The following is a 14,687-nucleotide window of genomic DNA, read 5'->3' as shown; positions in this document are numbered from 1 at the left end:
AGAAGTGCGCAGCGGGCTACCAGAAACTGCTGGCGTGCCGGCTGGAGGCATAGTCCAGGTGCAGGGCGAACGCGCTCTGGAAGAACTCCAGGAGACGGGTGTCCAGCACCAGTTCGTTGAGTGAGGCGATAGAGCCGATCACCTGCTTCACATCGGCGTCGGTTTCCCCGCAGCGGTTCTCATGGCAGAGACGCTGGGTCTGCGGGTCGGCGCTGATGCGGCAGATGCATTCGGTGTCGCGGCAGGAGTTGCGCACCTTCAGGCTCAGCTCCGGCAGGTCGCGGCGGCCATCCAGCAATTCCACGCTGCATTCCAGGCCGTGCTGGCGGGCGAATTCGCTGGCACGTGCGAAGGCGGGCAGGGCCACTGCCACCAGGGCATTCTGGTAGGCGTTGGCGAAACTCTCAGGGTCAGCGCTCATCCGGTTTCTCCTGGGCTCAATGCACAAATCCCGGCGCATGACGGGCCGGGCTAGTGTGATGGACCACGGAAGGCGCAGCTTGCGCGATGGCTCGGCGGATTTTCCGCCGAGCGGTTGCACGGTCTGGCACCTCAGGCGACAGCCGGGACCTCTGCTTCGGCGCGCAACGCCTCGATCACCGCCGGGCGCGTTGCGACCGCCTGGCGGAAGCGGCGGATCGCCGGATAAACGCCGAGATCGACCTTCAGTTGCTCGGACCAGCCCAGCACGGTGAACAGGTACGCATCGGCAATGCTGAAGCTGTCACCGGCGACCTGGCCGTTCGCTGCCAGCTCCTGCTCCAGGTAACCCAGGCGCCGGGCCAGTTTCGAGCGAAGCAGGTCCTTCACCGGCTCGGGGATCTCGCTGTCGAACAGCGGGCTCATCCCCGCGTGCAGTTCGCTGCCGATGAAGTTCAGCTGCGCCTGCAGGTGCGTGCGCTCAAGGGTGCCGTTGGCGGGGGCGAGGCCCGCCTCGGGTTGCAGGTCGGCGAGGTACTGTAGAATCGCCGCGCCCTCGGTCAGCACAGTGCCGTCTTCCAGCTGCAGCGCTGCTACATAGCCCTTCGGATTGATGCGGTAGAAGTCCTGGCCATCGGCGGTGCGTTTGGTCCGGTTGTCCACGCGCACCAGCGAAAACGGCAGGCCCAGCTCGCGCAGAACGATGTGTGCAGCGAGAGAGCAGGCATTGGGGGCGAAGTAGAGTTTCATCGGGTCGGGCCCTGGTTTGAAGTGGGCGGCCAGTATTCCCGACCCCGATGCTGCGCGTAAGAACGCACTTTTTTGTGGCCTGGGCACAAAAAGGTTACCGGGAAGGACAGATGAAGAAGAACGTTTCGGGCTGCTCGGTCGAAGAAGCCATGCGCGTGATTGGCGGCCGCTGGCGCCTGTTGCTGGTGTCGTACCTGCTCGATGGCAGCAAGCGCTTCAACGAGTTGCGACGCGACATGCCGGAAATTTCCCAACGGGTGCTCACCGCCGAACTGCGTGCGCTGGAAGAGGCAGGGCTGGTGACCCGCACCGTTTACCCCGAGGTTCCGCCCCGCGTCGAGTATTGCCTGAGCGCCGACGGCGCGCGGCTGCGGCCGGTGGTGGAGGTGGTGAAGACCTTCGGTCTGTGGCTCAAGGCGCGCCCGGCGGCCCGGGAGGCCGTGTAGCCTGATGGAACGCTTCTACAACTGAGCACCGGGAATGCTCCGGGTTGCACCTTTTCCAGCCCTGGCACGAACACTGCTTTCTTCCTGCCGTCCGGCCGGTCCTTGCGGGTTGCAGCCGGGCGAGGCCGTTGGCATGCTCCGTTTGGTAGCGCCGGGTGTGGGAAATGTCACCGGTTGCACCGGATTCGCGCGTACGACCAAAGGCTTGTTTTTATTGGGTTGCACCTGGTTGCACCTTGCAATTCGGCGGTATAACCTTGCGCCGTTTTCAGGCACACCTTCTAACAACAGGAAGCCCCATGGCCACCACCACCCTTGGCGTGAAGCTCGACGACGCCACCCGCGAGCGCCTCAAGCTGGCTGCCCAGCAACTCGACCGTACCCCGCACTGGCTGATCAAGCAGGCTATCTTCTCCTACCTGGAGCAGGTGGAAGGCGGCCTCACGCCGGCCGAACAGTCCGGTCTGGCCGCGGCCGCGGGCGATGAGTCGCTGGATTCGCTGAACGAACAAGGGTTGCAGGTCTTCCTCGATTTCGCCGAGAGCATCCTGCCGCAGTCGGTGCTGCGCGCGGCCATCACCGCCGCCTATCGCCGCCCGGAAACCGAGGCGCTGCCGATGCTGCTGGACCTGGCGCGGCTGCCGAAGGAGCAGGCCGCCGCCGCCAACAAGATGGCGCTGGGCATCGCCGAGAAGCTGCGCAACCAGAAGAACGCCGGTGGCCGCCAGGGTCTGGTGCAGGGCCTGCTGCAGGAGTTCTCCCTGTCTTCCCAGGAGGGCGTGGCGCTGATGTGCCTGGCCGAGGCGCTGCTGCGTATCCCGGACAAGGCCACCCGTGACGCGCTGATCCGCGACAAGATCAGCAACGGCAACTGGAGCCAGCACCTGGGCCAGAGCCCGTCGATGTTCGTCAACGCCGCTTCCTGGGGCCTGCTGATCACCGGCAAGCTGGTCTCGACCCATACCGAGACCGGCATGTCCTCGGCGCTCAACCGCATCATCGGCAAGTCCGGCGAGCCGCTGATCCGCAAGGGCGTGGACATGGCCATGCGCCTGATGGGCGAGCAGTTCGTCACCGGCGAGACCATCGCCGAAGCCCTGGCCAACGCCGCCAACATGGAATCCCGCGGCTTCCGCTACTCCTACGACATGCTCGGCGAAGCCGCGCTGACCGAAGAAGACGCCAAGCGCTACCTGGCCTCCTACGAGCAGGCCATCCACGCCATCGGCAAGGCTTCCCATGGCCGCGGCATCTACGAAGGTCCGGGCATCTCGATCAAGCTTTCCGCCCTGCACCCGCGCTACAGCCGCGCCCAGTACGACCGTGTAATGGACGAGTTGTACCCGACCGTCCTCGGCCTGGTGAAGATGGCCCGCGACTACGACATCGGCATCAACATCGACGCCGAGGAAGCTGACCGCCTGGAAATCTCCCTCGACCTGCTCGAGCGCCTGTGCTTCGAGCCGTCGCTGGCCGGCTGGAACGGTATCGGCTTCGTCATCCAGGCCTACCAGAAGCGCTGCCCGTACGTGATCGACTACGTCATCGACCTGGCCAAGCGCAGCCGCCACCGCCTGATGATCCGCCTGGTGAAGGGCGCCTACTGGGACAGCGAGATCAAGCTGGCCCAGGTCAACGGCCTGGAAGGCTACCCGGTCTACACCCGCAAGCCGTACACCGACGTTTCCTACCTGGCCTGCGCGCGCAAGCTGCTGGCCGTGCCGGAAGCCATCTACCCGCAGTTCGCCACCCACAACGCCCACTCGCTGTCGGCCATCTACCAGCTGGCCGGGCAGAACTACTACCCGGGCCAGTACGAGTTCCAGTGCCTCCACGGCATGGGCGAGCCGCTGTACGAGCAGGTCGTGGGCAAGATTGCCGACGGCAAGTTCAACCGCCCGTGCCGCATCTATGCACCGGTGGGCAGCCACGAAACGCTGCTGGCGTACCTGGTGCGCCGCCTGCTGGAGAACGGCGCCAACACCTCCTTCGTCAACCGCATCGCCGATCACAGCATTTCGCTCAAGGACCTGGTGCTGGATCCGGTGCTGCAGGTCGAGCAGATGGCGGCGCAGGAAGGCACCCTGGGCCTTCCGCACCCGCGCATCCCGCTGCCGCGTGACCTCTACGGCGATGCCCGCCTGAACTCCGCCGGCATCGACCTGGCCAACGAACACCGTCTGGGTTCGCTGTCCTCTGCGTTGTTGTCGAGCACCAATCACGCCTATGTCGCCGAGCCGATGCTGGGCCTGGCCGATGCTGCTCCGGGCGAGCCGCAGCCGGTGCGCAACCCGGCTGATCACCGCGACGTGGTGGGCCATGTGCGCGAGGCCAGCGAAGCCGACGTGAACAACGCCATCCTCGGCGCGCTGTCCAGCGCGCAGATCTGGCAATCGACCCAGCCGGCCGAGCGCGGCGCCATCCTGCAGCGCGCCGCCGACCTGATGGAAGCCGAGATCCAGTCGCTGATGGGCGTGCTGGTGCGCGAGTCGGGCAAGACCTTCGCCAACGCCATCGCCGAAGTGCGCGAGGCCGTGGACTTCCTGCGCTACTACGGCGCCCAGGCCAGCACCCACTTCGCCAACGACAGCCACCGCCCGCTGGGCCCGGTGGTCTGCATCAGCCCGTGGAACTTCCCGCTGGCGATCTTCAGTGGCCAGGTAGCCGCCGCCCTCGCCGCCGGCAACACCGTGCTGGCCAAGCCTGCCGAGCAGACGCCGCTGATCGCCGCGCAAGCCGTGCGCATCCTGCTCGAAGCCGGCGTACCCGCCGGTGCCGTGCAGCTGCTGCCGGGCCGTGGCGAAACCGTCGGTGCCCGTCTGGTCGGCGACGAGCGCGTGCGTGGCGTGATGTTCACCGGTTCCACCGAAGTGGCCGGCATCCTCCAGCGCAACATCGCCGGCCGTCTCGACGCCCAGGGCCGCACCATCCCGCTGATCGCCGAGACCGGTGGCCTCAACGCCATGATCGTCGACTCCTCGGCGCTGGCCGAGCAGGTGGTGGTGGACGTGGTCAACTCCGCCTTCGACAGCGCCGGCCAGCGCTGCTCCGCGCTGCGCGTGCTCTGCGTGCAGGAAGACGCCGCCGACCGCGTGATCGCCATGCTCAAGGGCGCCATGGCCGAGTACCGCGTCGGTGCGCCGGAGCGCCTGCATACCGACATCGGCCCGGTGATAGACGAAGAAGCCAAGGGCAATATCGACAAGCACATCCAGGTGATGCGCGACAAAGGCCGCAAGGTATTCCAGAGCGCCCGCGTGGATGCCGAGGAGATCAAGCGCGGCACCTTCGTCGTGCCGACCCTGATCGAGCTGGAGAGCTTCAGCGAGCTCAAGCGCGAAATCTTCGGCCCGGTACTGCACGTGGTGCGTTACGAGCGAGCCGAGCTGGACCAGCTGCTCGCGCAGATCAACGAATCCGGTTACGGCCTGACCCTCGGCGTGCACACCCGCATCGACGAGACCATCGCCCAGGTCGTGGGCAGCGCCCATGTCGGCAACCTGTACGTCAACCGCAACGTGGTTGGTGCCGTGGTCGGCGTGCAGCCCTTCGGTGGTGAAGGCCTGTCCGGCACCGGTCCCAAGGCCGGCGGCCCGCTGTACCTGTACCGCCTGCTCTCGACCCGCCCGCAGGAGGCCGTGGCCAACCAGCTCAAGGGCGACGGCGCGCAGGCGCTGCCGCGTCCGAAGGATGCCGAGAAGGCCGTGGAAGCACTCGCCCAGTGGGCGCAGAAGGACACCGCCCTGGCGGCGCAACTGGCCGGCTATGCCGCTCTCTCGCAGAGCTTCACCCAGCAGGTACTGACCGGCCCGACCGGTGAGCGCAACAGCTACACCCTGCTGCCGCGCGAGCACGTGCTGTGCCTGGCGGAAGACCGCGCCGACCTGCTCGCGCAGCTGGCCGCCGTGCTCGCGGTGGGCAGCCGTGCGCTGGTTGCCGAGTCCAACGCCGCCGTGGTGAAGGAACTGCCGAAGGAAGTCGCCCAGCGCATCGAGCTGGTCGCCGACTGGAGCACGACCGACAAGGTGTTCGACGCCATCCTGCACCACGGCGATTCCGATCAGTTGCGTGCAGTGTGCGAACTGGCTTCGCAGCGTAAGGGCGCCATCGTCGGCGTGACCGGGCTGAACCGCGGGGAAACCGATATCCCGCTGGAACGCCTGCTGATCGAACGCGCGCTGAGCGTCAACACTGCTGCCGCCGGTGGCAACGCCAGCCTGATGACCATCGGCTGAGGTCGATGCCGCAAGCGCCTCACCGGGCGCTTGCGGCAAGCTTTCGGCCGCTCCTGCGGCCATCCGGCCTGCCAGCCTTCGGGTGGGGCTATCCGCTCCCGGCAGACCGTTCCCCTCGCGCCTTCGGCGCAATTCGTTTCGGGCTTCGTGCCCGGCACAACGGCGGAGCTACCCGCTCCGCCGATTCCCTTCCCACAACATCAGACCGGCGCCGCGGTGCGGGTCAGTTGCTCCAGCAGTTCCAGGTCGGTACTCATGCCCGAGGTCTCGCGGATACGCGCGAGGATCTGTTTCTTCAGCGCGATGAATTCAGCCGACATCTTCATGTCCTGATTCCGCTCGGCGGGCAGCGGCACCTCGTAGACGCTGTCGATGCGCCCGGGGCGCGGCGCCATCAGCACTACGCGGCCACCCAGGTAGATCGCCTCGTCGACGTCGTGGGTGACGAACAGGATGGTGCTGTTCTCCAGCCGGTGCACGTGGCGGATCAGGTCGTGCATGACCTCGCGGGTCTGTGCATCCAGTGCGCCGAAGGGCTCGTCCATCAGCAGAATCTGCGGCTTGGGCATCAAGGCACGGGCAATCGCCACGCGCTGCTGCATGCCGCCGGAAAGCTGGCTGGGGTAGGCCTGGGCGAAAGCCGACAGGCCCATCAGGTTGAGCAGCGCATCGGCGCGGCCACTGGCGACTTCCACATCGGCATCGCTGCGCACGGTGTCGGACACCACCTTGAGCCGGCGGCAGAACTTGATGTTGTCCATCACCTTCAGCCAGGGGTAGAGGCTGTAGTGCTGGAACACCATGGCGCGGTCGATGCCGGGGCCGTCCACGGCGCGGCCATCGACCAGGATTTCGCCGCCGCTGTGGCGCTCCAATCCGCCGATGCTGCGCAGCAGGGTGGACTTGCCGCAGCCCGAGGCGCCGACGAAGGTAACGAACTCGTTGGCGCGGATATCCAGGTTGATGTCCTGCAGTGCCTGCACCTGGCGGCCCTGGCTGCTGAAGACCTTGTCGACGTGGCGGATGGCGATCTTGCTCTGGCTCATGCCGGTTACCTCTTCATCCAGGGGAAGGCTGCCCGGCCGAGCCAGCGGAACGCCTGGTCGGTGAGCAGGCCGATGACGCCGATCAGCAGGATGCCGGCGAAGATCTTGTCGGTCTGCATGTAGCGCTGCGCCTTGAGGATGGCGTAGCCGAGGCCCGAATTGGCGGCCACCAGCTCGGCCACCACCAGGTAGGTCCAGGCCCAGCCGCAGGTGATGCGCAGGGTGTCCAGCAGCGCCGGGCGCGCCGAGGGCAGTACCACCAGCTTGATGATTTCCGCGCGGTTGGCGCCCATGGTCTGCGCCGCCTCGATCTGCGCCATGGGCACGCGGCGCACGTCCTCGGCGACCATCAGCACCATCTGGAAGAAAGTGCCGATGAAGATGATCAGCACCTTGGAGCCTTCGTCGATGCCGACCCAGAGCATCACCAGCGGAATGAAGGCCACCGCCGGCATGTAGCGGATGAAGTCGGTGAGCGGTTCGAGGAAGGCCTGCACCGGGCGATAGGTGCCGATGTAAAGGCCAATGGGAAGGGCGATCACCGCCGAGGCGAGGAAGCCGCCCATGACCCGGTAGACGCTGATGGCGATATCGCCGACCAGGCCTTCGTCGCTCCACCAGTGGCCCAGGCGTGCGAGCACGGCATCGGGGCTGGGGAAGAACATCGGATTGGTCAGCCCCAGGGCGCCGCAGGCCCACCAGAGCACCACGGGCAACAGCAGGCCTGCGCTGGCCAATGCCCAGAAGGCGCCGCGCGGCAGGTCGCCGCGAATTACCCACCAGCGCTGGCGGGCGGGTTGCGCCAGTGGGCGCGGCAGGGGTTGGTGGGCGGTCATGGCGTCACCTCCTCGGGGAACAGGGGCAGTTCGCAGGGTTGCCAGCCACCGGCGGGCGGCGTGGCGCCGAGGCTGTTCAGCCAGGTGGCGTCGGCCAGCAGTTCGGGGTGGTCCGGATCGGCCGTGGCGGGCAGCAGCTCGGCGCCGATGCGAGCGGGCAGGGTGGACAGCTCGATCTTCCAGGGCGTTTCACCGCCGTAGTGGCGCCCGAACGACAGCTCGAAATCCAGCAACTCCGGGTGGTCGCTGTCCAGCAGGGCGGCCAGTGAGTCGGCCATCGGCAATGCCTCCCGGCGCCCGGCGGCGAACAGGAAGCAATCGCCGGCCAGCAGCAGGCAACCCTGGCGGCCATCGGCGGCGCTTAACCACACGCCGCGATTGCGCCCGATGGATTCCGGCAGGCGCTCCCAGACTTCGTGGTAACTGCCATCCAGGCCGTCTTCCAGCACCTTCTCACTGTTTACGAAGTGCATGCGGCCGATGTCCTCGCCGCCATTGGGCGGCTGGAAGTCGATTGCCCGGTGCCATTGGCAAATGTCTCCGGTGATCTCGGTGATGCCGGCAAATCCCGCCTGGGCGGACAGCTCGCCGGGCGATTGCGGCGCAGGCAGGGGAATGCGCAGGTCGGCGAACAGGCGCCCGGTCTGCAGCCAGTAGACACGGGTGCGAGTGTCGTGGGTGCCGCCGGTGGTGGTCAGCAGGGTGCGTTGCCAGACGCCGAGGTAAGCGGGTGGCACCGCGGGAATGCTCTTCAGACGGGACATGCGGACTCCTCCCATTCGGCGAGTACGGCCGGGCTGCCTTGCACGCGACCGAACAGGCCGCCTTCCACCTCGACCATCGCCAGGGCGGCGGCATGCAGTTCGGCGCTGGGCGAGCCGCAGGCATCGCTCACCAGAGTACAGGCATAACCCAGTTCCACCGCGGCGCGCAGGGTGGAGGAAACGCACACTTCGGTGGTCACCCCGCACAGCACCAGGTGGCCGATGCCGCGGCTGCGCAGCAGCAGGTCCAGGTCGGTGTAGGCGAAGGCGCTGTAGCCGGGCTTGTCCACCACCGGTTCGCCGGGCAGCGGGCGCAGTTCGTCGATCAAGTCGTGGCCATACTCGCCGCGCACCAGCAGGCGGCCCAGCGGGCCCTGGTGGCCGATCGGCGCACCGGCGAATTCGGCGCGGTGGCGCTTGCTGGCGTGCAGGTCGCTGAGGTCGGCGCGATGGCCTTCGCGGGTATGCACCACCAGCAGGCCAAGGCTGCGGGCGCTGTCCAGCAGCCGGGAGATGGCCGGAATCGGCGCGCGCAGGCGGTCGATGTCCAACCCGGCCTGGTCGGCGTAGCCGCCGGGGGCGCAGAAGTCGCGCTGCATGTCGATGACGATCAGGGCGGTGCTCACAGGCGGAACTCCTTGCGCACGGCCTGGGCGATGCCGCCGACGATGTCGCGGGCCATGCGCAGGCCCTTGTCGGCGCTGGAGCCGCGCGCCGAGGAGAGCACGCCCGACGGCGGCACCCACTCGGTGCGGCTGGGGTACATGTCGTAGGGCGGGAAGTCGGCGGGGCCGTCGTCGGGGATCAGGTCCAGGCGCACGAGGTTGGGCAGGTAGTGCAGCATCAGCGAGGTTTCGATCACTGCGGCGTGCTCCAGGGCGAAGCCGGGGAAGCCGTCGGGGAAGACGTCATTCAGAGTGGTCTCGCTGCAGAAATCCCAATGCTCCAGGCGCATCACTTCCAGCGGGCTGGAAGGCCCCAGTTCGCGCAGGGCGAGCTGGATGCCTTCGGTGACGAACCATTGGTTCTCGTAATGGCCGTCCACCAATACCAGGCGGGTCACGCCGTGGCGGGCGAACTCGCGCACGGCGTCGCGCACCAGCGCAATCAGCGTCTGCCCGTCGAGGCTGGTGGTGCCGCAGAAATGCTGGCCGCCGCCGCACTTGGGCTGCGACTTGTAGCCATAGGAGAGCGCGGGCGCGACCAGCCCGTCGACCTGCCGGGCAACGTCTTCGCACAGCGCGCTGGCCAGCAGCGCGTCGGTGCCCAGCGGCAGGTGCGGGCCGTGCTGCTCGGTGGCGCCGCAGGGCAGGAATACCACGGGGGATTGCTCGCGCACCCGGCGCGCGTACTCGACCCAGCTGAGCTGGTCCATCCGGACAGTCATGATTCGGCCTCGCAGAGAGTGGGGGAAGGTTCGGGTGAAGGGCGCGCGGCGATCAGTGCCGCGGCCAGTACCAGCGAGCCGCCGAGCCATTCGCGCAGGCCCAGCTCGCGCTCGCCGATCCAGGCGGCAGTGAGCACCGCCACCAGCAGTTCGATCACCACCAGCACCGCAGCGCGGCTCGCCTCGAGATGGCTGAAGCCGTATTGCGCCGCGCCCATGGCGGCCAGCCAGAACAGGCCGAAGGCGGCCAGTTGGAGCCATTGCTGAGCGTCTACGGCCGGTAGAGATGTGCCTTGCAGCCAGCAGAACAACCCTCCCAGCACGGCGCTGCCGATGAAGCCGACCACCGCCTTGCTGGTCAGCGGCACCTGCTCGGCGGCGCGGGTGGCCAGGTTGTTCAGGGCGAAGGCAAAGCCGGCGGAGAGCGCCAGCCAGTCGCTGGCGCCCAGCGGGCGGAAGGTTTCGCGGCTGACGCCCAGGGTCAGCGCGATGCCGCACATGGCCAGTAGTAGCGCGCCGAGGCGTGGCGGGGTGAGGCGTTCGCCGAACAGCACTCGCCCGCCGATCAGACCCCATACCGGCGCCAGATAGAACAGCAGCATGGCGCGCACCACGTCGCCCTCGGACAGCGCCGCCACCAGCCCCGCCGTGGCCCAGCCGCCGAACATGCAGATAGCCAGCAGGGCATTGCGTTGCGGCCACCATTGCCGGCGCTGGCTCAGCACCAGCGGCACGGCCAGCGCGCTAAGCAGGCCATAGGTACAGAGCACCAGCGGCATGCCCGAAAGTCCCTGGCCGGCAAAGTGCGCCAGGGGCATCCAGCCCAGGCCCCAGATGGCGGCGCCCAGCAGCAGGACGATTTCCGCGCGCATCAGGCGCCCATCCAGGCACCGCCATTGGCGCCGAGTATCTGTCCGTGGAAGAAACTGGCCTCAGGCGAAACCAGGAACAGCACCGCCGCCGCGATTTCCTCGGGCTTGCCCAGGCGCCCGGCGGGAATCGCCGTTTCGCGGGCGATCATCGCTTCGCTCATGTGCTCCACCGAGACCATCGGCGTGTCCACCGGCCCCGGCGCCACGCCGTTGATGCGGATGTGCGGGGCGAACTCGCGGGCCAGCGCCTTGGTCAGGCCGATCACCCCGGCCTTGGCCGCGCAATAGGCGGCGTAACGCTCGCGGCCGAGCTGGCCAAGTTCCGAGGCGATATTGACCACGCAGCCATCCCCGCGCGCCTGCATGTGCGCCAGGGCGTGGCGGCAGCAGCGATAGACCGCCGTGAGGTCGACGCCGAGCAGCGCGGCCCAGTCGTCCTCGCTGGTGTCGAGAAAAGGTTTCTCCAGGATGATCCCGGCGTTGTTCACCAGGATGTGCAGGTCGCCCTCGGCAAGCACGCGGGCGAACAGGTCCTCGACCTGCTGCGGCGCGGAAACGTCTGCCTGAGCCGCGTAGGCCCTTCCGCCCGAGGCGGCGATGCGTGCCACCAGCGCGGTGGCGGCTTCGGGTTGGTCGAGGTGGTTGATCCATACCGTCGCCCCGGCTCCCGCCAGCGCCAGGGCCGTGGCGCGGCCGATACCCTGGGTGGCGCCGGTGACCAGCGCGGTCTGTCCTTCGAGCGGTTTCATCAGTGCATGACCTCGCCATGGCTGACTGACAGCGCCTGGCCGGTGAGGGCGGTGGCCAGCGGGCTGCCGAGGAACAGGAAGGTGCCGGCCAGGTCCGCCGGCGTCAGCAGCTCAGGCACCGCCTGGGCGGCGAGTATCTGCGCCAGTTCCTCGGTTTCGCTGCGCCCATTGGAGGTGGCCATCACCGCGAGCGAGCGCATGGCCGCCTCGGTGGCAATCCAGCCGGGGCACACGGCGTTGACGCGGATGCGCTGTGGCCCGAGTTCCCAGGCCAGCGAGCGCGTCAGGCCGATCACCGCGTGTTTGCTGGCGACATAGGCGGAGAAACCCGGCACGCCCTTCAGGCCCCAGATCGAGGCCTGGTTGATCACGCTGCTGCCCGCCTTGAGGCTCGGCAGCAGGGCGCGGGTCAGGCGCAGCATCGAGGCGACGTTGTTGTCCAGCAGCGTCTGCCAGCGGCTGTCCGCTTCGCCATCCGGGTCGTCCAGCGGCGTGGCGTACTCGATGCCGGCGTTGTTGATCAACACGTCCAGCGGCGCGCCTTCGCGGAGTGCGACAAATCCAGCGATGGCCGCGCTGTCGCCCAGGTCCAGGGCGTGGCTGCGCACATCGCTCAGCGCTGCCAGCTCGTCGACAACTGCCGCCAGGGCAGTGGCGTTACGGTCCAATAGCTCCAGCGTGGCGCCTTGTTCGGCGAATGCCCGCGCCAATCCCTTGCCGATCCCGCTTCCGGCACCGGTGATCAGCACGCGTTTGCCCCGGTAGTCGATCATGCTCAGACCGCCGTCAGGAAGGAGACGCCCACGGCGCCGTAGAACCCGTCGGCGCGGTCCTTGCCCTCGGGCGCCACCGCGCCGTAGTGATCGTCGACCACGCGGCGCAAGCGGTGCCGATGGAAGCCCTTGAACAGCAGGTGCATCGGCAGGACCTGGGCGTAGCCGTCGCCATACAGCTCGTGGTGCAGTTTGCGCAGGCGGTACCAGGGCGCCACGGGCTTCTCGTGGTGGGCATTGTGGTAGGCGAAGTTGAGCAACAGCAGGTCGAGCACCGGCCAGCGCACCGAGACCACGTTGGAGTAGGTGTTCATCTGCTCGTAGGTGCGGTCGCGGGACTTGTCGTCGGGGATCTTGCCGCCGTCCTCCAGTACCGCGAAGGCGTCGTAGGTGTGCTGGTAGGCGTCGGTGAAGCGCAGCACGATGATCATCAGCGTCCAGGCGACGAAGTACAGCACCAGTGCCTTCAGCGAAACCGCCGCCATCAGCGCGAACAGTGTGCCGCGTACCAGCAGGGTCAGCGCCACCCGGCGGCGGTTGGCGCGATGGCGCGGGTTGTCGGTGATGAAGGGCAGCAGGATCACGTAGTAATGCATGATCAGCTCCACCGCCGGCACGTAGGCCCATTCCGCGGCCAGTACCAGGCGGCGCGCCCAGCGCGGGCAGCGGGCGAGGAAGGCCTTGGTGTCGAAGGTGATCACGTCGGCGCGGTCGACGTGGTGGCGCATGTGCTTGCGGCGCAGGTCCTGGAACCCGGCATAGCAACTGCCGCAGAGCCAGCTGCAGGCCTCGCCGGCCCAGGTGTTGTGCTCCGGCTTGGCGAAGATGGTGCCGTGGGCGAATTCGTGGATCAGGTAGGCCGCGACGATCATCGCGTGGCCCAGCAACAGGGTGCCGGCGGCGTTGAGCAGCCAGCTATCGGCGAACAGCAGGGCGAAGCCGGCGGCATAGCCGCCAAAGGCATAGGCCAGTGCCAGGCTGTTGGGCAGCCGGCCATCGGCGTAGCGGTACAGGGACGCGGACATGGATACCTCCGTGAGCGCTCCCGCCGTCCCGGCGAGAGCGTCGGGTGGGTGCCTTACTGGGCGAGGGCCTGGACGAATTGCGCGTCGAAGGTCTGGGCGAGGTCGGGGATCGCCGGGATCTGGCTGTTGTCCTTGAGCAGTTGGGCGATCACCGCGCCGCTGCCGAAGAAGGAGCTGGTGGCGTCGGACTTCTCGAAGTTCTTGCCCATCTCCGCCAGCGGGATGTTGTAGACCCCGGCCATCTGTTCCTTGGCCTCGGCGGCGCTGACGCCCAGCACCTTGCCGATGATTTCGGCGGATTCGTCCGGGTGCGCCTTCATGTAGGCCAGGCCGTCGGCGTAGCCCTGGATCATCGCGCTGATCGCTTTCTGGCGTTTGCCGATGACCGCCTGGTTGAACACCAGCACGTCGGTGATCAGGCCCGGCGCGTCCTTCGATGAATACACGACGTGGAACTTGCCGCCCGGCATGCCGAGGATCTGCGAGACATTGGGTTCGTAGGTCACGCCCACCGGCAGGCTGCCCGAGGCCATGGCGCCGGGGATGCCTTCGGGCGTCATGTTCACCGGGCTGACGTCCTTGTCGCTCAGGCCGTGGCTCTTGAGCGCGTAGGCGAGCAGGAAGTCGGATGGCGACAGCGGGTTGAAGCCGATCTTCTTGCCCTTGAAGTCGGCGACCGACTTGATCGACTTGTCCGCGACGATGGCGTCGCCGCCGTTGGAGAAGTCGATGGGCATCACCACGCGGTACGGTTGGCCCTTGGCGACGCCGCCGACCACCTGGTCGTAGGTGAGCATGCCGCCATCCAGCGCGCCGCCGGTCATGGCGGTGGGGATCAGGGCGGGGTCGTTGAAGAACTGCAGCTCCACCTTGAGGCCGTGGGGCTTGTAGAGGTCGAGCTTGTCGGCGACGTAGAAGGGCGCGTAGCCGGCCCAGACGACGGTGCCGATCTTGAGCTTCTCGGCGGCTTGCAGAGTCAGCGGCACGACCCCGGCGGCAGCAACCAGACAGGCACCGAGCAGGGTCTTGCGCAGGGAACGCAGGGAAAGCGGCATGGTCATGGCATTGCTCCTAACGGTTGGAAATCGGCACGGGATGACATCACGTCTCCCGGGCTTTTCTCCCGCCGTGTAGCCCTGTCCCTAGGGCCGGAAAACTCTCGGACCAGACATCCCCTCACGGAGACCGGAACCCTAGTTCGCCTGTGGTGCAACTCCAGTGTGTGCCTTGCTGCGTTCGCTCACCCGGTGGCTACCTTGCCGTGGGCGATGCATCCCGTTGCAGGGGACTGAGCAATTGAAATGCCAGTTTTCGTGAAGCGGAAAAACCACTGGGGATTTCAATTGCTTAGCTGAAATCCCCAGTGGCAGGCAGGTGCCAGCCC

14 protein-coding genes and 1 riboswitch are annotated in these 14,687 nt (G+C 67.3%); of the genes, 2 read left to right on the top strand and 12 right to left on the bottom strand.

Going from position 1 to position 14,687, the window contains the following annotated elements; translation table 11 throughout:
• Positions 1-16 precede the first annotated feature (16 nt).
• Both LDJ84_RS17285 and gstA read right to left on the bottom strand, forming a co-directional pair.
• Positions 17-421, bottom strand: coding sequence for a hypothetical protein (locus tag LDJ84_RS17285; RefSeq protein WP_024764730.1), 405 nt, complete (start codon positions 419-421; stop codon positions 17-19).
• Between the two features lie 131 nt (positions 422-552).
• Positions 553-1,170 (bottom strand): glutathione transferase GstA, encoded by a 618-nt coding sequence (gene gstA, locus LDJ84_RS17280; RefSeq protein ID WP_084359687.1) that lies wholly within the window; start codon positions 1,168-1,170, stop codon positions 553-555.
• Positions 1,171-1,280: 110 nt separating this feature from the next.
• On the opposite strand from gstA, the gene LDJ84_RS17275 reads away from it, so the two are divergent.
• Positions 1,281-1,616 carry a winged helix-turn-helix transcriptional regulator gene (locus LDJ84_RS17275; RefSeq protein WP_024764732.1) on the top strand — a complete coding sequence of 112 codons (336 nt, stop codon included), beginning with the start codon at positions 1,281-1,283 and terminating at the stop codon, positions 1,614-1,616.
• 299 nt (positions 1,617-1,915) lie between these two features.
• Entirely contained in the window at positions 1,916-5,851 is a 3,936-nt protein-coding gene (gene putA / locus LDJ84_RS17270) for a trifunctional transcriptional regulator/proline dehydrogenase/L-glutamate gamma-semialdehyde dehydrogenase (RefSeq protein ID WP_226045107.1), read from the top strand.
• 200 nt (positions 5,852-6,051) lie between these two features.
• Here putA and LDJ84_RS17265 read toward each other — a convergent pair whose 3' ends face one another.
• From LDJ84_RS17265 to LDJ84_RS17220, 10 genes are read right to left on the bottom strand one after another with little or no spacing between them, the layout of a single operon-like run.
• Positions 6,052-6,897, bottom strand: coding sequence for an ABC transporter ATP-binding protein (locus tag LDJ84_RS17265; protein ID WP_024764734.1), 846 nt, complete (start codon positions 6,895-6,897; stop codon positions 6,052-6,054).
• Between the two features lie 5 nt (positions 6,898-6,902).
• Positions 6,903-7,733, bottom strand: a complete 831-nt coding sequence (locus LDJ84_RS17260; RefSeq protein ID WP_024764735.1) for an ABC transporter permease — start codon at positions 7,731-7,733, stop codon at positions 6,903-6,905.
• Entirely contained in the window at positions 7,730-8,497 is a 768-nt protein-coding gene (locus LDJ84_RS17255) for a hypothetical protein (protein ID WP_037007157.1), read from the bottom strand. The genes LDJ84_RS17260 and LDJ84_RS17255 overlap by 4 nt, the downstream gene beginning before the upstream one ends.
• Positions 8,485-9,096, bottom strand: coding sequence for a cysteine hydrolase family protein (locus LDJ84_RS17250; protein WP_170859484.1), 612 nt, complete (start codon positions 9,094-9,096; stop codon positions 8,485-8,487). Before LDJ84_RS17250 ends, LDJ84_RS17255 begins: the two co-directional genes overlap by 13 nt.
• A 23-nt stretch (positions 9,097-9,119) precedes the next feature.
• Positions 9,120-9,884, bottom strand: a complete 765-nt coding sequence (locus LDJ84_RS17245; RefSeq protein ID WP_024764738.1) for a creatininase — start codon at positions 9,882-9,884, stop codon at positions 9,120-9,122.
• The gene (locus tag LDJ84_RS17240; RefSeq protein ID WP_226045105.1) at positions 9,881-10,756 is read right to left on the bottom strand and encodes a DMT family transporter; all 876 of its coding nucleotides are present in this window, start codon (positions 10,754-10,756) and stop codon (positions 9,881-9,883) included. The genes LDJ84_RS17245 and LDJ84_RS17240 overlap by 4 nt, the downstream gene beginning before the upstream one ends.
• Positions 10,756-11,505 (bottom strand): SDR family NAD(P)-dependent oxidoreductase, encoded by a 750-nt coding sequence (locus LDJ84_RS17235; protein ID WP_024764740.1) that lies wholly within the window; start codon positions 11,503-11,505, stop codon positions 10,756-10,758. The genes LDJ84_RS17240 and LDJ84_RS17235 overlap by 1 nt, the downstream gene beginning before the upstream one ends.
• On the bottom strand, positions 11,505-12,278 hold the full coding sequence (locus tag LDJ84_RS17230) for an SDR family NAD(P)-dependent oxidoreductase (RefSeq protein WP_226045104.1): 774 nt from the start codon (positions 12,276-12,278) through the stop codon (positions 11,505-11,507). Before LDJ84_RS17230 ends, LDJ84_RS17235 begins: the two co-directional genes overlap by 1 nt.
• Positions 12,279-12,280: 2 nt before the next feature.
• The gene (locus LDJ84_RS17225; RefSeq protein WP_226045103.1) at positions 12,281-13,303 is read right to left on the bottom strand and encodes a fatty acid desaturase family protein; all 1,023 of its coding nucleotides are present in this window, start codon (positions 13,301-13,303) and stop codon (positions 12,281-12,283) included.
• Between the two features lie 53 nt (positions 13,304-13,356).
• Entirely contained in the window at positions 13,357-14,364 is a 1,008-nt protein-coding gene (locus LDJ84_RS17220; protein ID WP_226045102.1) for an ABC transporter substrate-binding protein, read from the bottom strand.
• Between the two features lie 44 nt (positions 14,365-14,408).
• Positions 14,409-14,511, bottom strand: a riboswitch (guanidine-I (ykkC/yxkD leader).
• Between the last annotated feature and the right edge of the window lie 176 nt (positions 14,512-14,687).

The sequence above is a fragment of the Pseudomonas sp. HS-18 genome, from assembly GCF_020401845.1.
In the GTDB taxonomy this organism is placed as follows: Bacteria; Pseudomonadota; Gammaproteobacteria; order Pseudomonadales; family Pseudomonadaceae; genus Pseudomonas; species Pseudomonas nitroreducens.
This window is presented reverse-complemented; position numbering and strand designations above follow the sequence as displayed.